Below are 16,145 nucleotides of genomic sequence, written 5' to 3' on the forward strand. Positions count from 1 at the left end.
ATGGCTTTGCCGGATTTTTACCGACGCCGGTTGCCAGCAGTTCATCGTCTTGCCAGACGGTGCCATCAATCAGCAGACAATCCGCTTTTTGCAACCAAGGCATGATCACGGCATCCGGCTCGCCCAGGCCCGGCGCGTACAACAGCGTCTGTCGGTTGGCGGTGTTCTCAATAAACAACGCCACGTTATGGCCTGGCAGAGGGCGATCGCGGTAGGGAGAATACGGTGGCGCATTGCTGAGAATCGGAATAGCCGTGAACTGCAGATCGCCGCACACATCGACCCGGAAGGGTTCCAGCGGCGTTAACGCGTGATGCTGCAGCCCGCCATTCCAGTGCTGCAACATGGTGAAAATGGGGAAGCCACTGGTGAGGTCAGCATGGACCTCGGGCGTACACCACACCTGATGTGGGCAGCCTTCACGCAGGCTGAGTAACCCGGTGGTGTGATCAATCTGGCTATCGGTCAGGATAATACTGCCGATGGCGGTACCGCGTAGCACACCTTTTTTGATCAGTTCTGGCGTGTGGGCAATCTGCTGGCTGATATCCGGCGAGGCGTTACACAGCACCCAATCTTCACCGTTGTCACTGACAATGATCGAAGATTGCGTCCGCGCCTGAGCCTGAAGGGTGCCGTTACGCAGGCCGCTGCAATTGGCGCAGTTACAGTTCCACTGCGGAAAGCCGCCACCTGCCGCTGAACCAAGCACTTTAATAAACATGTGAGATGACCAAAAAGAAAAATAAAATGCCCGCGCGGACGGCGGGCAGAAAGTCTTAGCGGTTGGAGATGTACAGAGTCACTTCCAGGCCCAGACGCAGGTCAACAAATTCAGGTTTCTTCCACATAATTTTCTTCCTCTAAACAAATAACGCAGAGCAGGCTCTGCTGGAAATGCTTGCGCCAGAAACACAATTTTCGGGCCACAATGCACGACGCGGGCTGATGTTGCGCCAATGTAGCAGGCATATCAACCCTGATTAGGTAAGGGAATTGTGTTAATCCTGCCAAATCTGTTGCAGGACGCGCTGCCAATTACCCCAGGCAACCTGCTCGATCACTGCTTGATCATAGCCGAGCGATGCCAGCAGCGCATGCAGGCGCGGCAGCCCAGAAACATCTTTTAAGGCGTCCGGCACACTGATGCCATCGAAATCTGAACCAAATGCTACGTTTTCTGGCCCCATTATTTCAATTAAATGTTCCAGATGTTTACCAATTTCGATCAATGGCGTGTCGCTGGTGCGCTGACCATCGGCGCGTAAGAAAGCGTTACCAAAATTCACACCTACTACACCGCCACTGTCACGAATCGCCCGCAGTTGATCATCAGTGAGATTGCGCGGCTGCGCGCAGAGTGCGTGGGCATTGGAATGGCTGGCCACCAGCGGCGCGTTCGACAGGCGCGCGGTGTCCCAGAACGCTTTTTCATTCATATGCGATACGTCGATCATCATGCGATGACGATTGGCCGCAGCAATCAGCTGCTCACCGGCGCGCGTCAGGCCCGGCCCGGTATCCGGAGAGTGAGAAAATGAACCGTTCACCCCTTCGCCAAACAGATTCGGTAAGTTCCAAAAAGGGCCAATACTGCGCACGCCCGCCTGATAAAACTCGGCCAGCGCCTTGCCATCAGCATCGAATCCATCGGCACCTTCAATATGCGCCACCATCGCCAGCACGCCATCACGGCGACAAGCGGCGATGTCATTGGCCGTCAGGCACAGTCGTGCGCGCCCCGCCGATTCCGCCACCAGCGCTTTCAGGATATCCAGTTGCTGCCAGAGGATCTCCAGCGGTTGCCACTGCTCCTGCGCACGTTCAGGTGCCACTTCATTGATGTAACGTTGCGGCGGGACAAACATCGCAAACAACCCACCAGCAAAACCGCCCTGCTGCATACGAGGGAAATCAAGGTGCCCTTTCTCAATCCCCGAGAAGAAGGCGTCAGCAGGCGCATCGCGATGATGTAACCACAGGTTAAGCAGCAGGTCGTTATGACCATCGAAGGTTTTGATTAACATAGGTGATAAAGGTGAAGGCAATATGGGCGCTATGCTACCCGGCCCATGGAGTTTAGCCAAACGTTGGGGCACAAAGGGTTACTTCTGTGCAACGGTTAAGCCATGATAAAATGTCGGTTTGACGTCGAGGTGTTGCTGAATCAATCCATATTTCTGGTAAAAATCAGCCGTCTCCTGCTGCTGGGCAATGGTGGCGTCATCAATGCTTTGCCAATGCGACTGGCGCCGTGAGAAGGATTTTGCCGCAGCCTCTTTTGGAAAACCGATGATTTTCGCCAGCGTGGTGGAGTATTCATCGACATGGCTGTTCGCCCAACGATCCGCCGCCGCCAGTCGATTGACGTAATCCTGTAGGGCGGCCCGTTTTCCGGCATCATTGATCGCCGCATCGGTGGCCGCGAGGAAGCTGTTGCCACTGGAAAGCCCCACGCCGTTAATCAGCACACGCCCGGTATGGGTTACTTCCGCCAGCGCCGTGTAAGGATCCCAGGTTGACCATGCATCCACTGAACCGTTGGCCAAGGCAATACGCGCATCGGCCGGTGTCAGGAAGCGCCATTTAACGTCTTTGTCACTGATACCCGCTTTTTCCAGCGCTTTTAACGCCTCGAAGTGGCCAATCGATCCACGACCGGTGGCGATATTTTTCCCTTTCAAATCCGCCACGGTTTTAATCGGTGAATCAGGACTGACCAGCACCGCCAAACCTTCAGGCACCGATTTGCTCACCGCCACGGCTTTCACCTGTGAACCCGCCGCAAGAGAGAAAAGCAATGGCGCATCGCCAATAATACCGGCATCCACCGCACCAGCATTTAACGCCTCCGCCAGCGGTGCCGCCGCCGGAAACTCTGCCCATTCGATTTTATAGCTGAGATTGTTTAACTGCTGCGCCGCTTCCATCTCGGCGTGCATATTTCCCTTCTGGTCAGCGATACGCAGCGTAACGGTTTCCGCACTGACCGCCCCACTGGCAAGCATGATAAAAATGGCTAAAGCTGCTCTTTTCATTGTGTTTTCTCTTATCGCGCAAAACCCCAGACTACCCTGCCGCGAAGCAAGCCGAGATGCTGATTTCATCTGAGGAATGCCGCCTGGCGCATAAGCTTTGGCACGCCGAGCCCGCAACGGGCGGAGAGAATACCGATGCCATCACGAACAACAGCAAAGATCATGCTTAAAGCTCCATAAAGGCCAGTCCGAGGAGCAAAGCGTCCGCCGCCGGGAGCGGCGGCCGATCTGCATGGATGCGTGATTTCTTTGCGATCGGGCTGGCCTTTATGGGGCCGAGCACGAAACCCACAGCAACCCCAGCCAAACCTGATAAATTGTCAGTTATGCAGCCAGTGTTGTCAGTTATGCGTGAGCAGAGTGCGGCGGAGTGGTCCAGACTGATCACAGACCCATAAGGAGAACCTCATGCTGAACCAACCTGCTGAAAAATACCGCCCCTACCCGGTGATTGACTTGCCCGACCGTCAGTGGCCCTCGCGCCAGTTAACGCAGGCGCCACGCTGGCTCTCAACCGACCTGCGTGATGGCAACCAGGCGCTGGCGACACCGATGGACAGCGCGCGCAAGCTGGAGTTTTGGCAACTGTTACTGCGCTGCGGTTTTAAGGAAATCGAAGTGGCGTTTCCCGCCGCATCGCAAACCGACTTCGATTTTGTCCGTTTGCTGATCGAGCAGAATCATATCCCGTCCGACGTGGCCATTCAGGTACTCACCCAGGCACGCAGCGATTTGATCGATCGTACCTTTGACGCCCTGCGCGGTGCGCCACAGGCCATCATCCACATGTATAACGCCACTGCGCCACTGTTCCGTGAGCGCGTATTCCGCCAGAGCAAAGCGGAAATCGTTGAACTGGCCTGTGCCGGTGCGCGCCAAATTCGTGCCCGCTGTGAAGCACAAATGGATACCGCCTGGACATTCCAGTATTCACCTGAAACCTTCTGCTTTACCGAACCCGACTTCGCGCTGGAAATTTGTGAGGCCGTTGCCGCGATCTGGCAACCTGGCCCTGAACGCCCGATGATCATCAACCTGCCCGCCACGGTTGAAGTGAACACCCCGAACGTCTATGCCGACCAGATTGAGTATTTCTGCCGCCACTTCAGCCAGCGAGCGCAGGTGGCGATTTGCGTCCATCCGCATAACGATCGTGGCACCGGCGTAGCCTGCGCTGAACTGGCCATCCTGGCCGGGGCCGATCGCGTTGAAGGCTGCCTGTTTGGTAACGGTGAACGTACCGGCAATGTCGATATCGTCACGCTGGCACTCAATTTATATACGCAAGGCGTGGCGCCTGAACTCGATTTCAGCGACATCCAACAAGTGCTGGAAGTGGTGACACGCTGCAACCAACTGCCGGTTCATCCGCGTCATCCTTATGCCGGTGAATTAGTCTTCACTGCCTTCTCCGGCTCGCATCAGGATGCCATCCGCAAAGGGTTTGCCGAGCGCAGCGAACGTCAGGAAGCGATCTGGCAAATGCCCTACCTGCCGCTAGATCCGCTCGATATCGGTTGCAGCTATGAAGCGGTGATTCGCGTAAACAGCCAGTCCGGCAAAGGGGGCGCAGCCTGGTTGCTGGAGCAGAATCACGGCCTGCAGTTACCGCGCGGATTGCAGCAGGATTTCAGCCGCATCGTACAGCAACAAACCGATGGCCATGGCCAGGAGATGACCCACCACGCCCTGTGGCAACTCTTCTGTCAGCACTACGGTTTAACGCAACCCTCGCGTCGCTTGCTGGAAGCGGAAAGCCACAGTGATGAAAAAGGCGAGACGCGTTTTAAAGCCCGCGTGCAAGACGGCGCGCAGCCGGTGACGCTGGAAGGGAAAGGTAACGGATTGCTGTCAGCCGCCGTAGCCGCGCTGCGCCAGCGTTATGATCTCGCTATCACTATCGAGGATTATCATGAACATACGCTGGGGAAACGCAGTGACAGCCGTTCAGTCACCTATATCAGCTGTCTGAATGCGCGTGGTGAACGCGCCTGGGGAGTAGGGATTGATAACGATGTGGCGCGCGCGTCGTTGCAGGCACTGCTTAACGCGGCCCATGCTTTTCTGCCGCAGGAAAGTAATTCGCTGGCGTAACGCCCAGCACCCGTCGAAACATCGCACTGAAGGCGCTCGGGCTCTCGTAGCCAAGATCGAGCGCCACCGTCAGCACCGTCTCGCCCTGCGCCAGGCGGGCTAATGCCACACTCAAACGTGCACGGCGCACCCAATCGCTAAACTGCAGACCGGTTTCGCGGTTAAAGTGGCGTGCCAGAGTGCGTTCAGCCACACAGAGTTCGCTGGCCGCTCGCGCCAGCGTCCAGTTTTCACCGGGTGACTGCTGTATCTGCTGGCAGAGCGCGCGCAATCGATCGCTCTCTGGCCACGCCAGACCAAACGGCAGCACATCCATCACGCGGATTTCGTCCAGCATCAGTTCGTAAATGCGCTCGGTGCGACTGCCAGAACCGTACTGCTCTGGCAACGTCAGTGCGCTGACAATCAACTCACGCAGCAACGGCGAAATCTGCACCACCTGACAACTGGCGGGCAAATCAGCGCGCGCCAGCGGATCGACAAACAGCGTGCGAGCCGCCACCGTGCCCACAATAGACAGCGCATGGCGTGTGCCTGCGGGCAACCAAACGCCTCTACTTGGCGGCACAACCCAGCTGCCGTGCCGGGTCTCCACTTTGACCACACCGCTTAAGGTGTGGATCAGCTGTGCACAGTCATGATGGTGCCACGGCTCCTCGTCACCATGCGCATAATCGTGCGCATAAGGCACCACTGGCCGATGACTAAAATCGAAGTTGAGCCGTATACTCATCTCAGAGTTTCAGAAACTGGTAAACCGCCGCCAGATCCTGCTCACCATATCCGGCGTCCACCGCTTGCTGCCAGACATCCACAATGTTCTCCAGTGCCGGCAGTTTGCTGTCACCGGCCGCATCCAGCGCCAGTTTGGCATCCTTCAATGCCCAGACCAGATGCATCTGCGGCGTGTAATCACCGCTGGCGATCATACCCAGCTTCATTTTGGCGTACGGTGCCGCCAACGGGCCGCCATCCAACACCTTCCACAGATCGTCGGTGCTGAAACCAAACTGCTCCGCCAGTCGCGTACTCTCCGCCAGGCTTTGCATCAGACCGATCAACCAACTGTTGACCACCAACTTCATACGCGAACTGGCACCGGCTTCACCCAGCCACTGTGTTCCTTTGCCAATCGCGGCAAACACCTGTTCTGCGGCCTGCGCTTTGCTTTGATCACCGCTGGCCATCACCAGAATCTGGGCATTTTCTGCAGGTGCTTTGGTGCCTGAAACGGGTGCATCAATTAACAGCACGTCCGGGCGCACCTGTTGCAGATCGGCGATCAACCCATCTGTGGCTTCGACCCCAATGGTGCCCATCTGGCATACCGTTGCGCCCTGCTTCAGTGCGCTCGCGGCCTCACGCAGCGCCTGACGCGTGGTGTCACCGTCTGACAGCATGGCAATCACCACGTCAGCACCCTGCACCGCCTGCGCCGCGCTGTCACTGAGTTGCAGTCCGGCGCTCAGTAAATCTTCGCCTTTGGCACGCGTACGGTTCCAGCCATGCACCACGAACCCTTTTTTCAGTAAGTTGGCAGCAAATGCATGCCCCATTGCGCCTAATCCCAATACCGCCACAACCGGTTGCTGACTCATAGTGACTCCTTTATATGCTTTCAGACAAAACCGCCAGACTGACAGAAAATCCCATACACAGCCAGGCGAGAGATGCGACCACCCACATTTTTTCACGCAACCGCAGGCAATAATCAGTCATAATATTAACGCTTTTGAAAAAAGTGAAAAAACTATTAACATATGCGCGATTAATGTTCCGTTTGGTTCATTCCACACCTTCTTTACGGTCTTTCATAATGAAAATTGCTTTACTGCGACAGGCACCGTTGCTGATGCTGCCTGCATTATTCCCCCTGCAACTGATGGCCGCGGATAATGCCAGCAATACCATGGTGGTGAGCGCCGCGCCTGCGGGTTCCGGGTTGTCAGAATTAGATACACCAGCCGCCGTCAGCGTGGTGTCAGGTGACGACATGCGTCACGCCGCACCGCGCGTCAACCTTTCCGAAAACCTCACCAGCGTGCCCGGGTTACAGATTCAAAACCGTCAGAACTATGCGCAGGATCTGCAAATTTCGGTGCGTGGCTTTGGATCGCGTTCAACTTTCGGCCTGCGCGGCATCCGCATGTACGTGGATGGTATTCCCGCTACCATGCCTGATGGACAAGGGCAAACCTCCAATATCGATATTGGTTCCATCGATCATATCGAGGTGTTGCGCGGTCCATTTTCAGCGCTGTACGGTAACTCATCGGGTGGCGTAATCAACGTCGAAACCCAGACCGGTCAGCAACCCACTACGCTGGAAGCCAGCTCCTGGTTCGGCAGTTACGGCAGTTGGCGCAACAGTGTTAAAGCCAGCGGCGCAACCGGTGACGGTACGCAGGCGGGGGACGTAAATTACACCGTTTCTGCCTCGCGTTTCACCACTCACGGCTACCGCGATCACAGTTCGGCACAGAAGAACCTGGGCAATGCCAAGCTGGGTGTGCGCATTGATGACGTCAGCACGCTGACGCTGCTGTTTAACAGCGTGCATGTGGATGCACAAGATCCTGGTGGATTGACCGAAGCACAGTGGAAAGATAACCCACGCCAGGTAGCCAGCAACGTCACGCTGTACAATGCCCGTAAGACCGTCGATCAAACCCAGGCTGGCCTGCACTATCAGCGCCAGATGAGTGAAAACGACGACCTCAGCGTCATGCTGTATGCCGGTGAACGTGAAACCACGCAGTATCAATCTATTCCACGCGCCACTCAGCTTCAGGCAGGCTATCCTGGCGGTGTGATTTCGCTGTCACGCCACTATCAGGGCATTGATACCCGCTGGACACACCGCGATACCCTGTTCACCCTTCCCGTGACGGTCACGGGCGGGCTGGACTATGAAACCATGACCGAAAAACGCAAAGGCTATCAAAACTTTGTCGGTAATGACCTGGGTGTTCAAGGCGATATGCGTCGCAACGAGCGTAACCTGATGTGGAATCTGGACCCTTACCTGCAAACGGCGTGGCAGTTCACGGATAAGTGGTCACTGGATGCGGGCGTGCGTTTGAGTACCGTCAATTTCGACTCTAATGACTATTACGTTACCGCCACCGATCCGGATGACAGCGGCAATCGTCGCTATCATCGCTGGCTGCCTGCCGCGTCACTGAAATATGCGATTGATAACAGCTGGAATGCCTATGTTTCTGCCGGTCGTGGCTTCGAAACGCCAACATTGAATGAGCTGTCGTACCGATCAGCCGCGCAGACCGGTCTCAATATGAACCTGAAACCTGCCACCAGCGATACCGTTGAACTCGGCACCAAGAAACGCATTGGCAATGGCCTGATTACGGCAGCACTGTTCCAGACCGATACCCAAAACGAGATCGTCTCCGACAGCAGCTATGAAGGCCGCACCAGTTATAAAAACGCCGGCGAAACGCGCCGTCGCGGACTGGAACTGGGCCTCGACCAGCAATTCGGTGAGAACTGGCAGTTCAAGGCGGCCTGGACGCTGCTCGACGCCCGTTATCGCTCGAACGCTTGTGGCACTGACAGCTGCGATGGTAACCGTATTCCGGGCATTGCGCGCAACATGGCCTATGCCGGACTGGCATACGCGCCGGAACAAGGCTGGTATGCCGGTGGCGATGTGCGCTATATGAGTGATATCGCCGCGGATGACGAAAACGACGTTAAAGCCCCGGCTTACACCGTGGTGGGCGTGAATTCAGGTTATAAGTGGCTGGTGCAGAACTGGACGCTGGATCTGTTTGGACGTGTTGATAATCTGTTTGACCGCAACTATGTCGGCTCCGTGATCGTCAACGAAAGCAACGGCCGTTACTACGAACCGGCACCGGGCCGTAACTATAGCGTAGGTTTGACGGTGAGTTATGCGTTTCAGTAAATAACCCGCTTTAGAATGTGAAATGCCCTGCAGGACGTGTCTGGATTGCAGGGCATTTTTTGCTCAAGAGTGTTAATCGAATTCGCATGGCGTACGCTTGCCATTGACAGCAACGTGGCTCGGCGCTGTGCGCAATTACACGTCCCCGATGCACGCCCCCATACAGATGCCCTTATCGCGGCGACTGCGCTTGAACATGATCTGATTTTGGTTACGCGCAATGCCAGAGACTTTGAAGGTTCAGGCGTGGTGTTGCTGAATCCATGGGACGAAGAATAACCTACGTCCTTTATAAATTATGCTGAGGCCACCCCAAGGCACACCAGCATAAAGCTTAACTCGCGATTACTTCAGCAGCGCCAGCACATCAGCGGTTGAGCCGGTCTCACCCAAGCGCGGGAAAATACGCTCAATGCTGTTTTTATGCGTTTCGGCATTCAGGCAGGTCATGGCATCAGTTGCCAACGTGACGTTGTAACCTAACTCATACGCCTGACGTGCCGTGGATTCCACTCCAATCGAGGTCGCGATACCGCATATTACCACTTGAGTCACACCGCGCTGTTGCAGTTGTGCATGTAAGTCGGTGTTGTGGAAGCCGCCCCAGGTGGTTTTGGTCGCCGCGATTTCACCCGCTTTCAGCGTCATTTCTGGCACCAGCACTGCCCAGTCTGCTGGCAACTCACCGCTGTGGCGTGCCTGCTCGTTACGGCCTGGTGCGCCACCTGCCACATTCACTTTCACAACCGGCAGATCTTTTGCGTGGAACGCGTCAACCAACTGTGCGCAGCGCTCAACAACAACGTCTGCAGCCAAAGGCGCGACAGGGAGACGGACAATCCCGTGCTGCAGGTCAATCACAATCAGGGCGGTTTTTGCATCTAACGTGGTTAAAGCCATGTTGATTCCTCTCAGGATTATTGGTCGGCAATACGTTGCAGTAAGGGGATGGCCGCGAGTAATGTCTTCTGCTCGGCTGGCGTGAGTGAGGTCGCCATATTCCGCAGTAACCAGTCATCACGTTGCGCACGATTAGCGGCGATCAATTGCAGGCAGCTTTCAGTGGGATGATAGCGGGTTTTACGGCCATCATGCGGATCGGCCTCCCCCTGAATTAAGCCCTGCGCCTGCAAACTGGCCACGGTCGCGCCCATCGACTGACTGCGAACCCCCTCCTGCGCCGCTAACTCGGTCACCGTCATCGCGCCGTCTCGTACCAGGAATCCCAGTACCGACACTTGTGACCAGGTGAGATCAGCGGGTGGCGCTGACTCTCGCAAGCGCCGTGCCAGCTTGCCATTGATGCTGCGCAAGGCCGCAGCCGCGCTATTCAGGTCGCTCATGGCACCCTCTCCTTACTGATGAAGCGCGAGTATATAAATACGAAGGCAAACTGTGTAGTTTACCTTCGTATCAATTTGTAATTGTTGCCATGGTGATTGGCCGTAGCGGCGCGATTTATCGCGCGTCCTGAAGCAACGATACTGCTTAAATTCGCGCGATAAATCGCGCCGCTTCAGGATGCGAGTGATACGAATAAGCCAAACCCTTCGGTTTAAACCCGCTGCAAGTAATGGATCAAACTGTGAAAACGCAGGGGTGTGCTGAGCGGATTGCGGTAACTGTGTGGGGTATCCGCCGCGAACTGACTGGCTTCACCCGCTTGCAACCGTCGCCAGGTGCCTTCGACATTCAATAGCAGCTCCCCTTCCAGCACCACCACTTGCTCAATCACACCGATTTCATGGGCTGAAGAATCACTTTGCGCGCCGCCTGCCAGAGTCACTTCGAGCAGATCAAAGCGCAACTTAGCGTCATAAGGCAGCAGCGGTTTAACCTGCATTTGCGCGTTGGGTTGCTGAAAGGTTGCGGTGACACCGGGCGCCTGATCGCTGCCCTGAACAAAGAAAGAAAAAGGCACATTAAAGCCGGTGGCAATTTTCCACAGCGTTGCCACCGTGGGACTCGACTCACCACGCTCGATCTGACCGAGCATCGCCTTGCTGACGCCGGTGTGATCGGCTGCCAGCGTCAGGCTCCAGCCGTTGGCCTGGCGCAACTGTTTCAGCGCCTGACTTAAATGTTGATGAAGATTTTCCATGTTCACTCCTGACAAATTCGCGCGCAGTGTACCACTTGTGCGTTATAACACACTCGTGCAATAGTGTGCGCTATAACGCACAAGCAGGAAAATAACCCATGATGACTGCCACTTCGCGCAGTGCTTTCTCCTTCCCGATGCTGATTTCCGGGTTTATAGCCGTACTGGTGGGCTACAGCAGTAGCGCGGCATTGATATTTCAGGCGGCACAAGCGGCGGGTGCATCGCCCGCGCAAATTGGCGGCTGGCTGTCGATGTTAGGCGTGGGCATGGGGTTAGCCTCTTTTGGTTTATCCGTCTGGACGCGCATGCCGATTCTGGCCGCCTGGTCTACGCCGGGCGCAGCCTTACTGGCCACCAGTGTGCAGGGGTTAACACTCAATGAAGTGGTTGGCGTATTCGTCGCCACCAATGCCCTGATCGTGCTCAGTGGCGTCACCGGATTGTTCGCGCGCCTGATGAACCACATCCCCCAGTCACTGGCTGCAGCGATGTTGGCAGGCATTTTACTGCGTTTTGGCATGGGGACCTTTAGCGGACTACAGAGTAACTTTGCCCTGTGTGGCAGCATGTGTCTGGTCTGGCTGATAAGTCGTCGTTGGCTGCCACGTTACGCTATTATTCTCGCGTTGATCGCGGGTGTGCTGGTGGCGCTAGGTCAGCAGGCGATTCATTTTCCCGCGCACGCTCTCACGCTCAGCGTGCCGGAATTTGTCATGCCGCACTTCAATCTGGCGGCCTTGATTGGAGTGGGATTACCCTATTTTCTGGTGACCATGGCATCGCAAAATGCCCCCGGTATTGCCACCTTGCAGGCGCACGGTTATCAGCCGCCGGTCTCTGCATTAACCGGCTGGACCGGATTTATTGCGCTGATCCTGTCCCCCTTTGGCGGATTTTCCGTGTGTATCGCTGCCATCACCGCCGCGATTTGCATGGGTGAGGATGTGGACGCCGATCCCAGGCGTCGCTGGATGGCTTCGGCCATTGCGGGTGTCTTCTATCTACTCACCGGACTGACCGGCGCGCTGATTGCCATCCTGTTAAGTGCCCTGCCCACTGTGCTGATCGCCACTCTGGCGGGGCTGGCGCTGCTCGCCACGCTGTCAGGCAGCCTGCAACGTGCGCTGTCGGAGCCTGAGCACCGAGACAGCGCTATTGTGGCGTTTCTCATCACTGCCAGTGGTATTTCATTGTTAGGTATCGGTTCTGCTTTCTGGGGATTGGTTGGCGGTTTGATCACTCATTTAGTCCTTAGCCAACGCACTCGCGCTTAAATTTTCAGCAACTCCACCCTGCAGCGGGGAAAAACGCCCTGTTTTTCCCCCTTTATTAGCCGTTTGATTCTCCTGCATTTGGCTTAAGATCACTACGATACCCTTCATACTTCAAGTTGCAGGTGCGTTGGCTACGTGTATTCACCTCAGTCACTTACTCCAGTAAGCTCCTGAGGATTCATACACTTGCCGCCTTCCTGAAACTCGAATTATTTTGGGTATATCGCCAAATACATATGGTGTTCTGCCTCAGACAACCACCGATAAGGGCCCAACGAGTGGCAAAAACTTTTCTGCGCAGCGGCAATCTGGATACGGTTCTGGCACTGGGTGAAAACGGCCAGCCGGTCTGGGCTTCTGCCCTGCAAATCCGCGAAACGCTGCGTCTGCGCCGCCAGACAACACTGGCTAACTGCCTCGCCATTCCGCAAGCCAATGAACGCGGTGACCGCCTCGACTGGTATGCACCGTTTAACGGCAAAGTAAAATCCTGGCTGGCTGCCAGCGATCATGAGCGACAAAAAGCGCTGGAGCTGTTGACGCTCAACCAACAGGATTTACTGGCCGCCAGCCTGCGCGCGCGTGATGCCGAAAATCCCGCCATGCGGCTGTTCGGTGCCCTACTGAGCAAAACACTCCAGTTTCCCGACCAGCAGTACGTCTATCTGGTCGACGGCAAACCCGTGATCACCTTCTGGGGTTTTGTCGATCCTCAGGCTCGCTCACGAGATGATGCACTCGCCTGCCTGCGTGACAGCCTGGAAGAGGCGTTACCACCACTGCTTCCTGAGCCACCGGCTGCCATCGTGGCCCCCGTGGTTGTCGCGCCAGTGATTGCCCCGCTGATTGAGATCCCGCCGGTTGCAGCGGCCCCTGTTGCCGAGCCAACACCTGAATTGATCGAAACCGTGCCGGAAGTCGAACGGACAGAACCGGAACCGGTACCTGAACCTGTACCCGCCCCAGCACGTCGCCCTTCAGTATGGCGTCCTGTCGCCTTTATGTTGCCGGTGGCTGTAGCTGCTGCTGCAGGCGTGGCTTTCTGGCTCCATAGTTCTACTCCGCAGGCTGCGCCTGAAACAGCGGTTGCCGATATCCCGGCGCCCGTATTCACACCGCCAGCGGTGGTCGTAAAAGCCGAGAAACTGGCGTCCACACTGCCGCAGAAGAGCGCCTCCGTGACTGCAGCACCTGAGCCAATTGCCCCACCGGCACCGCTGGAAGTGGTGGCTGAACATACCGAGCCGGCCAAAGCCGATGATCTGGTGATGACCACCGAAGATGCGCGCGTCGGATCGGTGAAGTTCATCAATGGCACCTGGCGCGTGACCCTGCGTCAAACCAACTTACCCACCGGTAAACCGCCGAGCCTGCGTTATCAGCTGCGCAATGGCAAAGGCGTCGCCACCATTTCTCAAGGCGATAACATCCGCTGTAAAGCCGATGTCACTGCCGCCATGACCACCGCCGGAACCATGGTGGTACGCAGCCGCTATACTGCCAGCTGCAGCGATAAGTCGCGTTACCGCATGCCAGAACTGGTGTGTAAAGCCGGTGACGGCATTGCCAGCTGTACTGCGCAATACGGCGCAGATCAGGTCTTCCCGTTGACGATTAAGCGTGAGAGTAAGTAACCATGTTGGCTCCCCTCATCGATGACAAACAAAAAATCACGCTGATTGAAGATAGCGGTGTGCAGTTTCTCGATTTTGGCCTGCGTCTGCCTGCTTTGCAGGCCCGTCGCCAGTTTGTAAGACAGACCGCCAATGGCCCGCTGCTGCGGCTCAACGTTGACGGCAACAGCGGAAAATTTCTGCTCTATCCGGAAGATGGTAGCGCGGCGGAAGTGGTTCGCCCTGAGTCAGATATTGCGCTGGCCGATTCGTTAAAGTTGTTAGCTCACCAGTGGCTGCCGCTGCCAGTGCTGCGTTGCACCAGCGGACGCCGTTTTATCGGCGGCCCGGATAACTGGGCACGCCTGCACCTGGCCCCGCTGAGCCAGCCCGATGCGGCCGGTAACACCCATCGCATTACGCTGGCCTTCGATACCCGTATCGTGCCGGAACAAGACGGTGGCGAGCAGCACGGTCTAAGCAAAGCCGATGCCCAGAACGGCGTCAGCTTCGCGCTGGCCTGGCACAATTATGAGCTGGGTGAATTTCTCGATCACACCTGGGTTGATGGCTGGCTACGTGAAACCTTTGCCCAACAGGTTAATGCGCTGGAATCCCGTCGAGAGCAGGAACTCAACCAGGCGCTGCGTGAATTTGAGTATCAGGCACACTATCTCAACTTGCTGGAGCTGCTGGGCGAGCAACTCGACCTCGCGGAGATCTACATCCAGGCTGCGTCGCTGCAAACGCCGGCCGTCAACGTCGATATCATTCTGGATGTCGGCAACTCACACACCTGCGGTATTTTGGTAGAAGATCATGCCGAAGAGAGCAGCGGCCTGCGTCAAACTTACGAGCTGCAACTGCGCGATCTCTCCGAACCGCATCAGGTGTACAACGAACTGTTCGACAGCCGCCTGGAATTTGCGGAAACCCGCTTTGGTAAAGCCAACTTCTCGCTGGAGAGCGGCCGAGAAAACGCCTTCATGTGGCCTTCGCTGACCCGTGTTGGACGCGAGGCCAGCCGCCTTGCACTGTTGCGTGCCGGCACCGAAGGCAGCACAGGTTTATCCAGCCCACGCCGCTATTTATGGGATGAAGCACGCTATCAGCCAGGCTGGCGCTTTAACGCTAACGGCAGCAGTGACGAGCCGCAGGCCACCGCGCTGCCTTTCACCTTACTGTTGAATGATGAAGGCCAGCCGCTGCATGCGCTGGATGAAGATGAGCGCCTGCCGGTGTTTTCCGCCAGCTACAGCCGCAGTTCGCTGATGACCTTTATGCTTTGCGAACTGCTGGCCCAGGCGATGATGCAGATGAACAGCGTGGCACAGCGTCAGCGCATGCCGCAAAGCCAGGCACCTCGCCAACTGCGTCATGTGATCCTGACCTTACCGTCGGCGATGCCTAAACCTGAGCGCGAGATTTTCCGTCGGCGCATGCAGGAAGCCATCGCGCTGGTGTGGAAAGCCGAAGGCTGGCATCCAGCCGAAGAAGATTTCAGTGCGGAAAACCAGGCAAAAAGTCTGCGCCCCGTACCGGACGTGCAGATGGAATGGGATGAAGCCACCTGCGGTCAGATGGTATGGCTGTTCAACGAAACCCAGGTCAACTTTGCGGGCCGCGCTGAAGATTTCTTTGGCAGCATGGCGCGCCCGGACCGCCCACGTGAAGCCGACGAACTGCCGGGCAAAAGCTTGCGCATCGCTTCGATTGATATTGGCGGCGGCACCACCGACCTGGCGATCACGCAATATCGCCTCGATGATGGCCAGGGCAACAACGTCAAAATCACCCCGCGACTGCTGTTCCGAGAGGGCTTTAAAGTCGCGGGTGACGATATCCTGTTGGATGTCATTCAATTGTGGATCCTGCCTGCACTGCAGCAGAGCCTGCAAAAAGCCGGATTGACGCTGGCTGAACCGCTGATGAACAAACTGTTTGGTCACGACAGCCGCATGGACGGGCAAGCCACGTTGCGTCAGCAGGTCACTCTGCAGCTGTTTATTCCGCTGGCGCAGGCAGTACTGGAGCGCTACGAAAACTGGGACCCGCTGGATAGCCACAGTGAGATCAATGCGCTGTTTGGCGAAC

15 protein-coding genes are annotated in these 16,145 nt (G+C 56.5%); 6 read left to right on the forward strand and 9 right to left on the reverse strand.

Annotated features, from left to right (window positions below; genetic code table 11):
• From pqqB to PSSD_RS22565, 4 genes are all read right to left on the reverse strand, one after another.
• On the reverse strand, positions 1-724 hold a 724-nt coding region (pqqB, locus tag PSSD_RS22555), incomplete at its 3' end, for a pyrroloquinoline quinone biosynthesis protein PqqB (protein ID WP_058973759.1).
• A gap of 55 nt (positions 725-779) precedes the next feature.
• Entirely contained in the window at positions 780-851 is a 72-nt protein-coding gene (gene pqqA, locus PSSD_RS26815) for a pyrroloquinoline quinone precursor peptide PqqA (protein WP_010617686.1), read from the reverse strand.
• 150 nt (positions 852-1,001) lie between these two features.
• On the reverse strand, positions 1,002-2,021 hold the full coding sequence (locus PSSD_RS22560; RefSeq protein ID WP_235589272.1) for a dipeptidase: 1,020 nt from the start codon (positions 2,019-2,021) through the stop codon (positions 1,002-1,004).
• A gap of 84 nt (positions 2,022-2,105) precedes the next feature.
• The gene (locus PSSD_RS22565) at positions 2,106-3,053 is read right to left on the reverse strand and encodes an ABC transporter substrate-binding protein (RefSeq protein WP_439654615.1); all 948 of its coding nucleotides are present in this window, start codon (positions 3,051-3,053) and stop codon (positions 2,106-2,108) included.
• 393 nt (positions 3,054-3,446) lie between these two features.
• On the opposite strand from PSSD_RS22565, the gene leuA reads away from it, so the two are divergent.
• The gene (gene leuA, locus PSSD_RS22575) at positions 3,447-5,132 is read left to right on the forward strand and encodes a 2-isopropylmalate synthase (RefSeq protein WP_058973763.1); all 1,686 of its coding nucleotides are present in this window, start codon (positions 3,447-3,449) and stop codon (positions 5,130-5,132) included.
• Here the strand turns inward: leuA and PSSD_RS22580 are convergent.
• Both PSSD_RS22580 and PSSD_RS22585 read right to left on the reverse strand, forming a co-directional pair.
• Entirely contained in the window at positions 5,083-5,865 is a 783-nt protein-coding gene (locus PSSD_RS22580) for an AraC family transcriptional regulator (RefSeq protein ID WP_058973764.1), read from the reverse strand. The genes leuA and PSSD_RS22580 overlap by 50 nt on opposite strands.
• A gap of 1 nt (position 5,866) precedes the next feature.
• On the reverse strand, positions 5,867-6,730 hold the full coding sequence (locus PSSD_RS22585) for an NAD(P)-dependent oxidoreductase (RefSeq protein WP_058973765.1): 864 nt from the start codon (positions 6,728-6,730) through the stop codon (positions 5,867-5,869).
• 218 nt (positions 6,731-6,948) lie between these two features.
• Between PSSD_RS22585 and pqqU the strand changes: the two genes are divergently transcribed.
• Together pqqU and PSSD_RS22595 are read left to right on the forward strand one after the other, a co-directional pair.
• Positions 6,949-9,060 carry a TonB-dependent receptor PqqU gene (gene pqqU / locus PSSD_RS22590; protein ID WP_201023845.1) on the forward strand — a complete coding sequence of 704 codons (2,112 nt, stop codon included), beginning with the start codon at positions 6,949-6,951 and terminating at the stop codon, positions 9,058-9,060.
• 69 nt (positions 9,061-9,129) lie between these two features.
• Positions 9,130-9,339, forward strand: a complete 210-nt coding sequence (locus tag PSSD_RS22595) for a PIN domain-containing protein (protein WP_058973766.1) — start codon at positions 9,130-9,132, stop codon at positions 9,337-9,339.
• Positions 9,340-9,405: 66 nt separating this feature from the next.
• On the opposite strand, the gene PSSD_RS22600 is transcribed toward PSSD_RS22595, so the two are convergent.
• From PSSD_RS22600 to PSSD_RS22610, 3 genes are all read right to left on the reverse strand, one after another.
• Positions 9,406-9,960, reverse strand: a complete 555-nt coding sequence (locus PSSD_RS22600; protein ID WP_058973767.1) for an isochorismatase family protein — start codon at positions 9,958-9,960, stop codon at positions 9,406-9,408.
• A 17-nt stretch (positions 9,961-9,977) separates the two neighbouring features.
• Positions 9,978-10,403 (reverse strand): MarR family winged helix-turn-helix transcriptional regulator, encoded by a 426-nt coding sequence (locus PSSD_RS22605; RefSeq protein ID WP_039335687.1) that lies wholly within the window; start codon positions 10,401-10,403, stop codon positions 9,978-9,980.
• Positions 10,404-10,615: 212 nt separating this feature from the next.
• Positions 10,616-11,161, reverse strand: a complete 546-nt coding sequence (locus tag PSSD_RS22610) for a helix-turn-helix domain-containing protein (protein ID WP_039335685.1) — start codon at positions 11,159-11,161, stop codon at positions 10,616-10,618.
• A 98-nt stretch (positions 11,162-11,259) separates the two neighbouring features.
• Between PSSD_RS22610 and PSSD_RS22615 the strand changes: the two genes are divergently transcribed.
• The 3 genes from PSSD_RS22615 to PSSD_RS22625 all read left to right on the forward strand — a co-directional run.
• A complete protein-coding gene (locus PSSD_RS22615) occupies positions 11,260-12,438 on the forward strand; it encodes a benzoate/H(+) symporter BenE family transporter (protein ID WP_082672346.1) in 1,179 nt (392 codons plus the stop codon).
• Between the two features lie 278 nt (positions 12,439-12,716).
• Complete coding sequence (locus tag PSSD_RS22620; RefSeq protein WP_058973768.1) at positions 12,717-14,072, forward strand: SrfA family protein; 1,356 nt, start codon at positions 12,717-12,719, stop codon at positions 14,070-14,072.
• 2 nt (positions 14,073-14,074) lie between these two features.
• The coding region (locus tag PSSD_RS22625) for a virulence factor SrfB (RefSeq protein ID WP_058973769.1) at positions 14,075-16,145 on the forward strand (2,071 nt) is incomplete at its 3' end.

It is taken from the genome of Type-D symbiont of Plautia stali (assembly GCF_001485335.1).
GTDB lineage: Bacteria > Pseudomonadota > Gammaproteobacteria > Enterobacterales > Enterobacteriaceae > Pantoea > Pantoea vagans_C.

What these genes read in the sequence shown, in the direction of transcription:
- PSSD_RS22610 (WP_039335685.1), bottom strand. Translation starts at nt 11,161, where the DNA reads ATGGAAAATCTTCATCAACATTTAAGTCAGGCGCTGAAACAGTTGCGC.
- PSSD_RS22600 (WP_058973767.1), bottom strand. Translation starts at nt 9,960, where the DNA reads ATGGCTTTAACCACGTTAGATGCAAAAACCGCCCTGATTGTGATTGAC.
- PSSD_RS22580 (WP_058973764.1), bottom strand. Translation starts at nt 5,865, where the DNA reads ATGAGTATACGGCTCAACTTCGATTTTAGTCATCGGCCAGTGGTGCCT.
- pqqU (WP_201023845.1), top strand. Translation starts at nt 6,949, where the DNA reads ATGAAAATTGCTTTACTGCGACAGGCACCGTTGCTGATGCTGCCTGCA.
- PSSD_RS22585 (WP_058973765.1), bottom strand. Translation starts at nt 6,730, where the DNA reads ATGAGTCAGCAACCGGTTGTGGCGGTATTGGGATTAGGCGCAATGGGG.
- PSSD_RS22615 (WP_082672346.1), top strand. Translation starts at nt 11,260, where the DNA reads ATGATGACTGCCACTTCGCGCAGTGCTTTCTCCTTCCCGATGCTGATT.
- leuA (WP_058973763.1), top strand. Translation starts at nt 3,447, where the DNA reads ATGCTGAACCAACCTGCTGAAAAATACCGCCCCTACCCGGTGATTGAC.
- PSSD_RS22605 (WP_039335687.1), bottom strand. Translation starts at nt 10,403, where the DNA reads ATGAGCGACCTGAATAGCGCGGCTGCGGCCTTGCGCAGCATCAATGGC.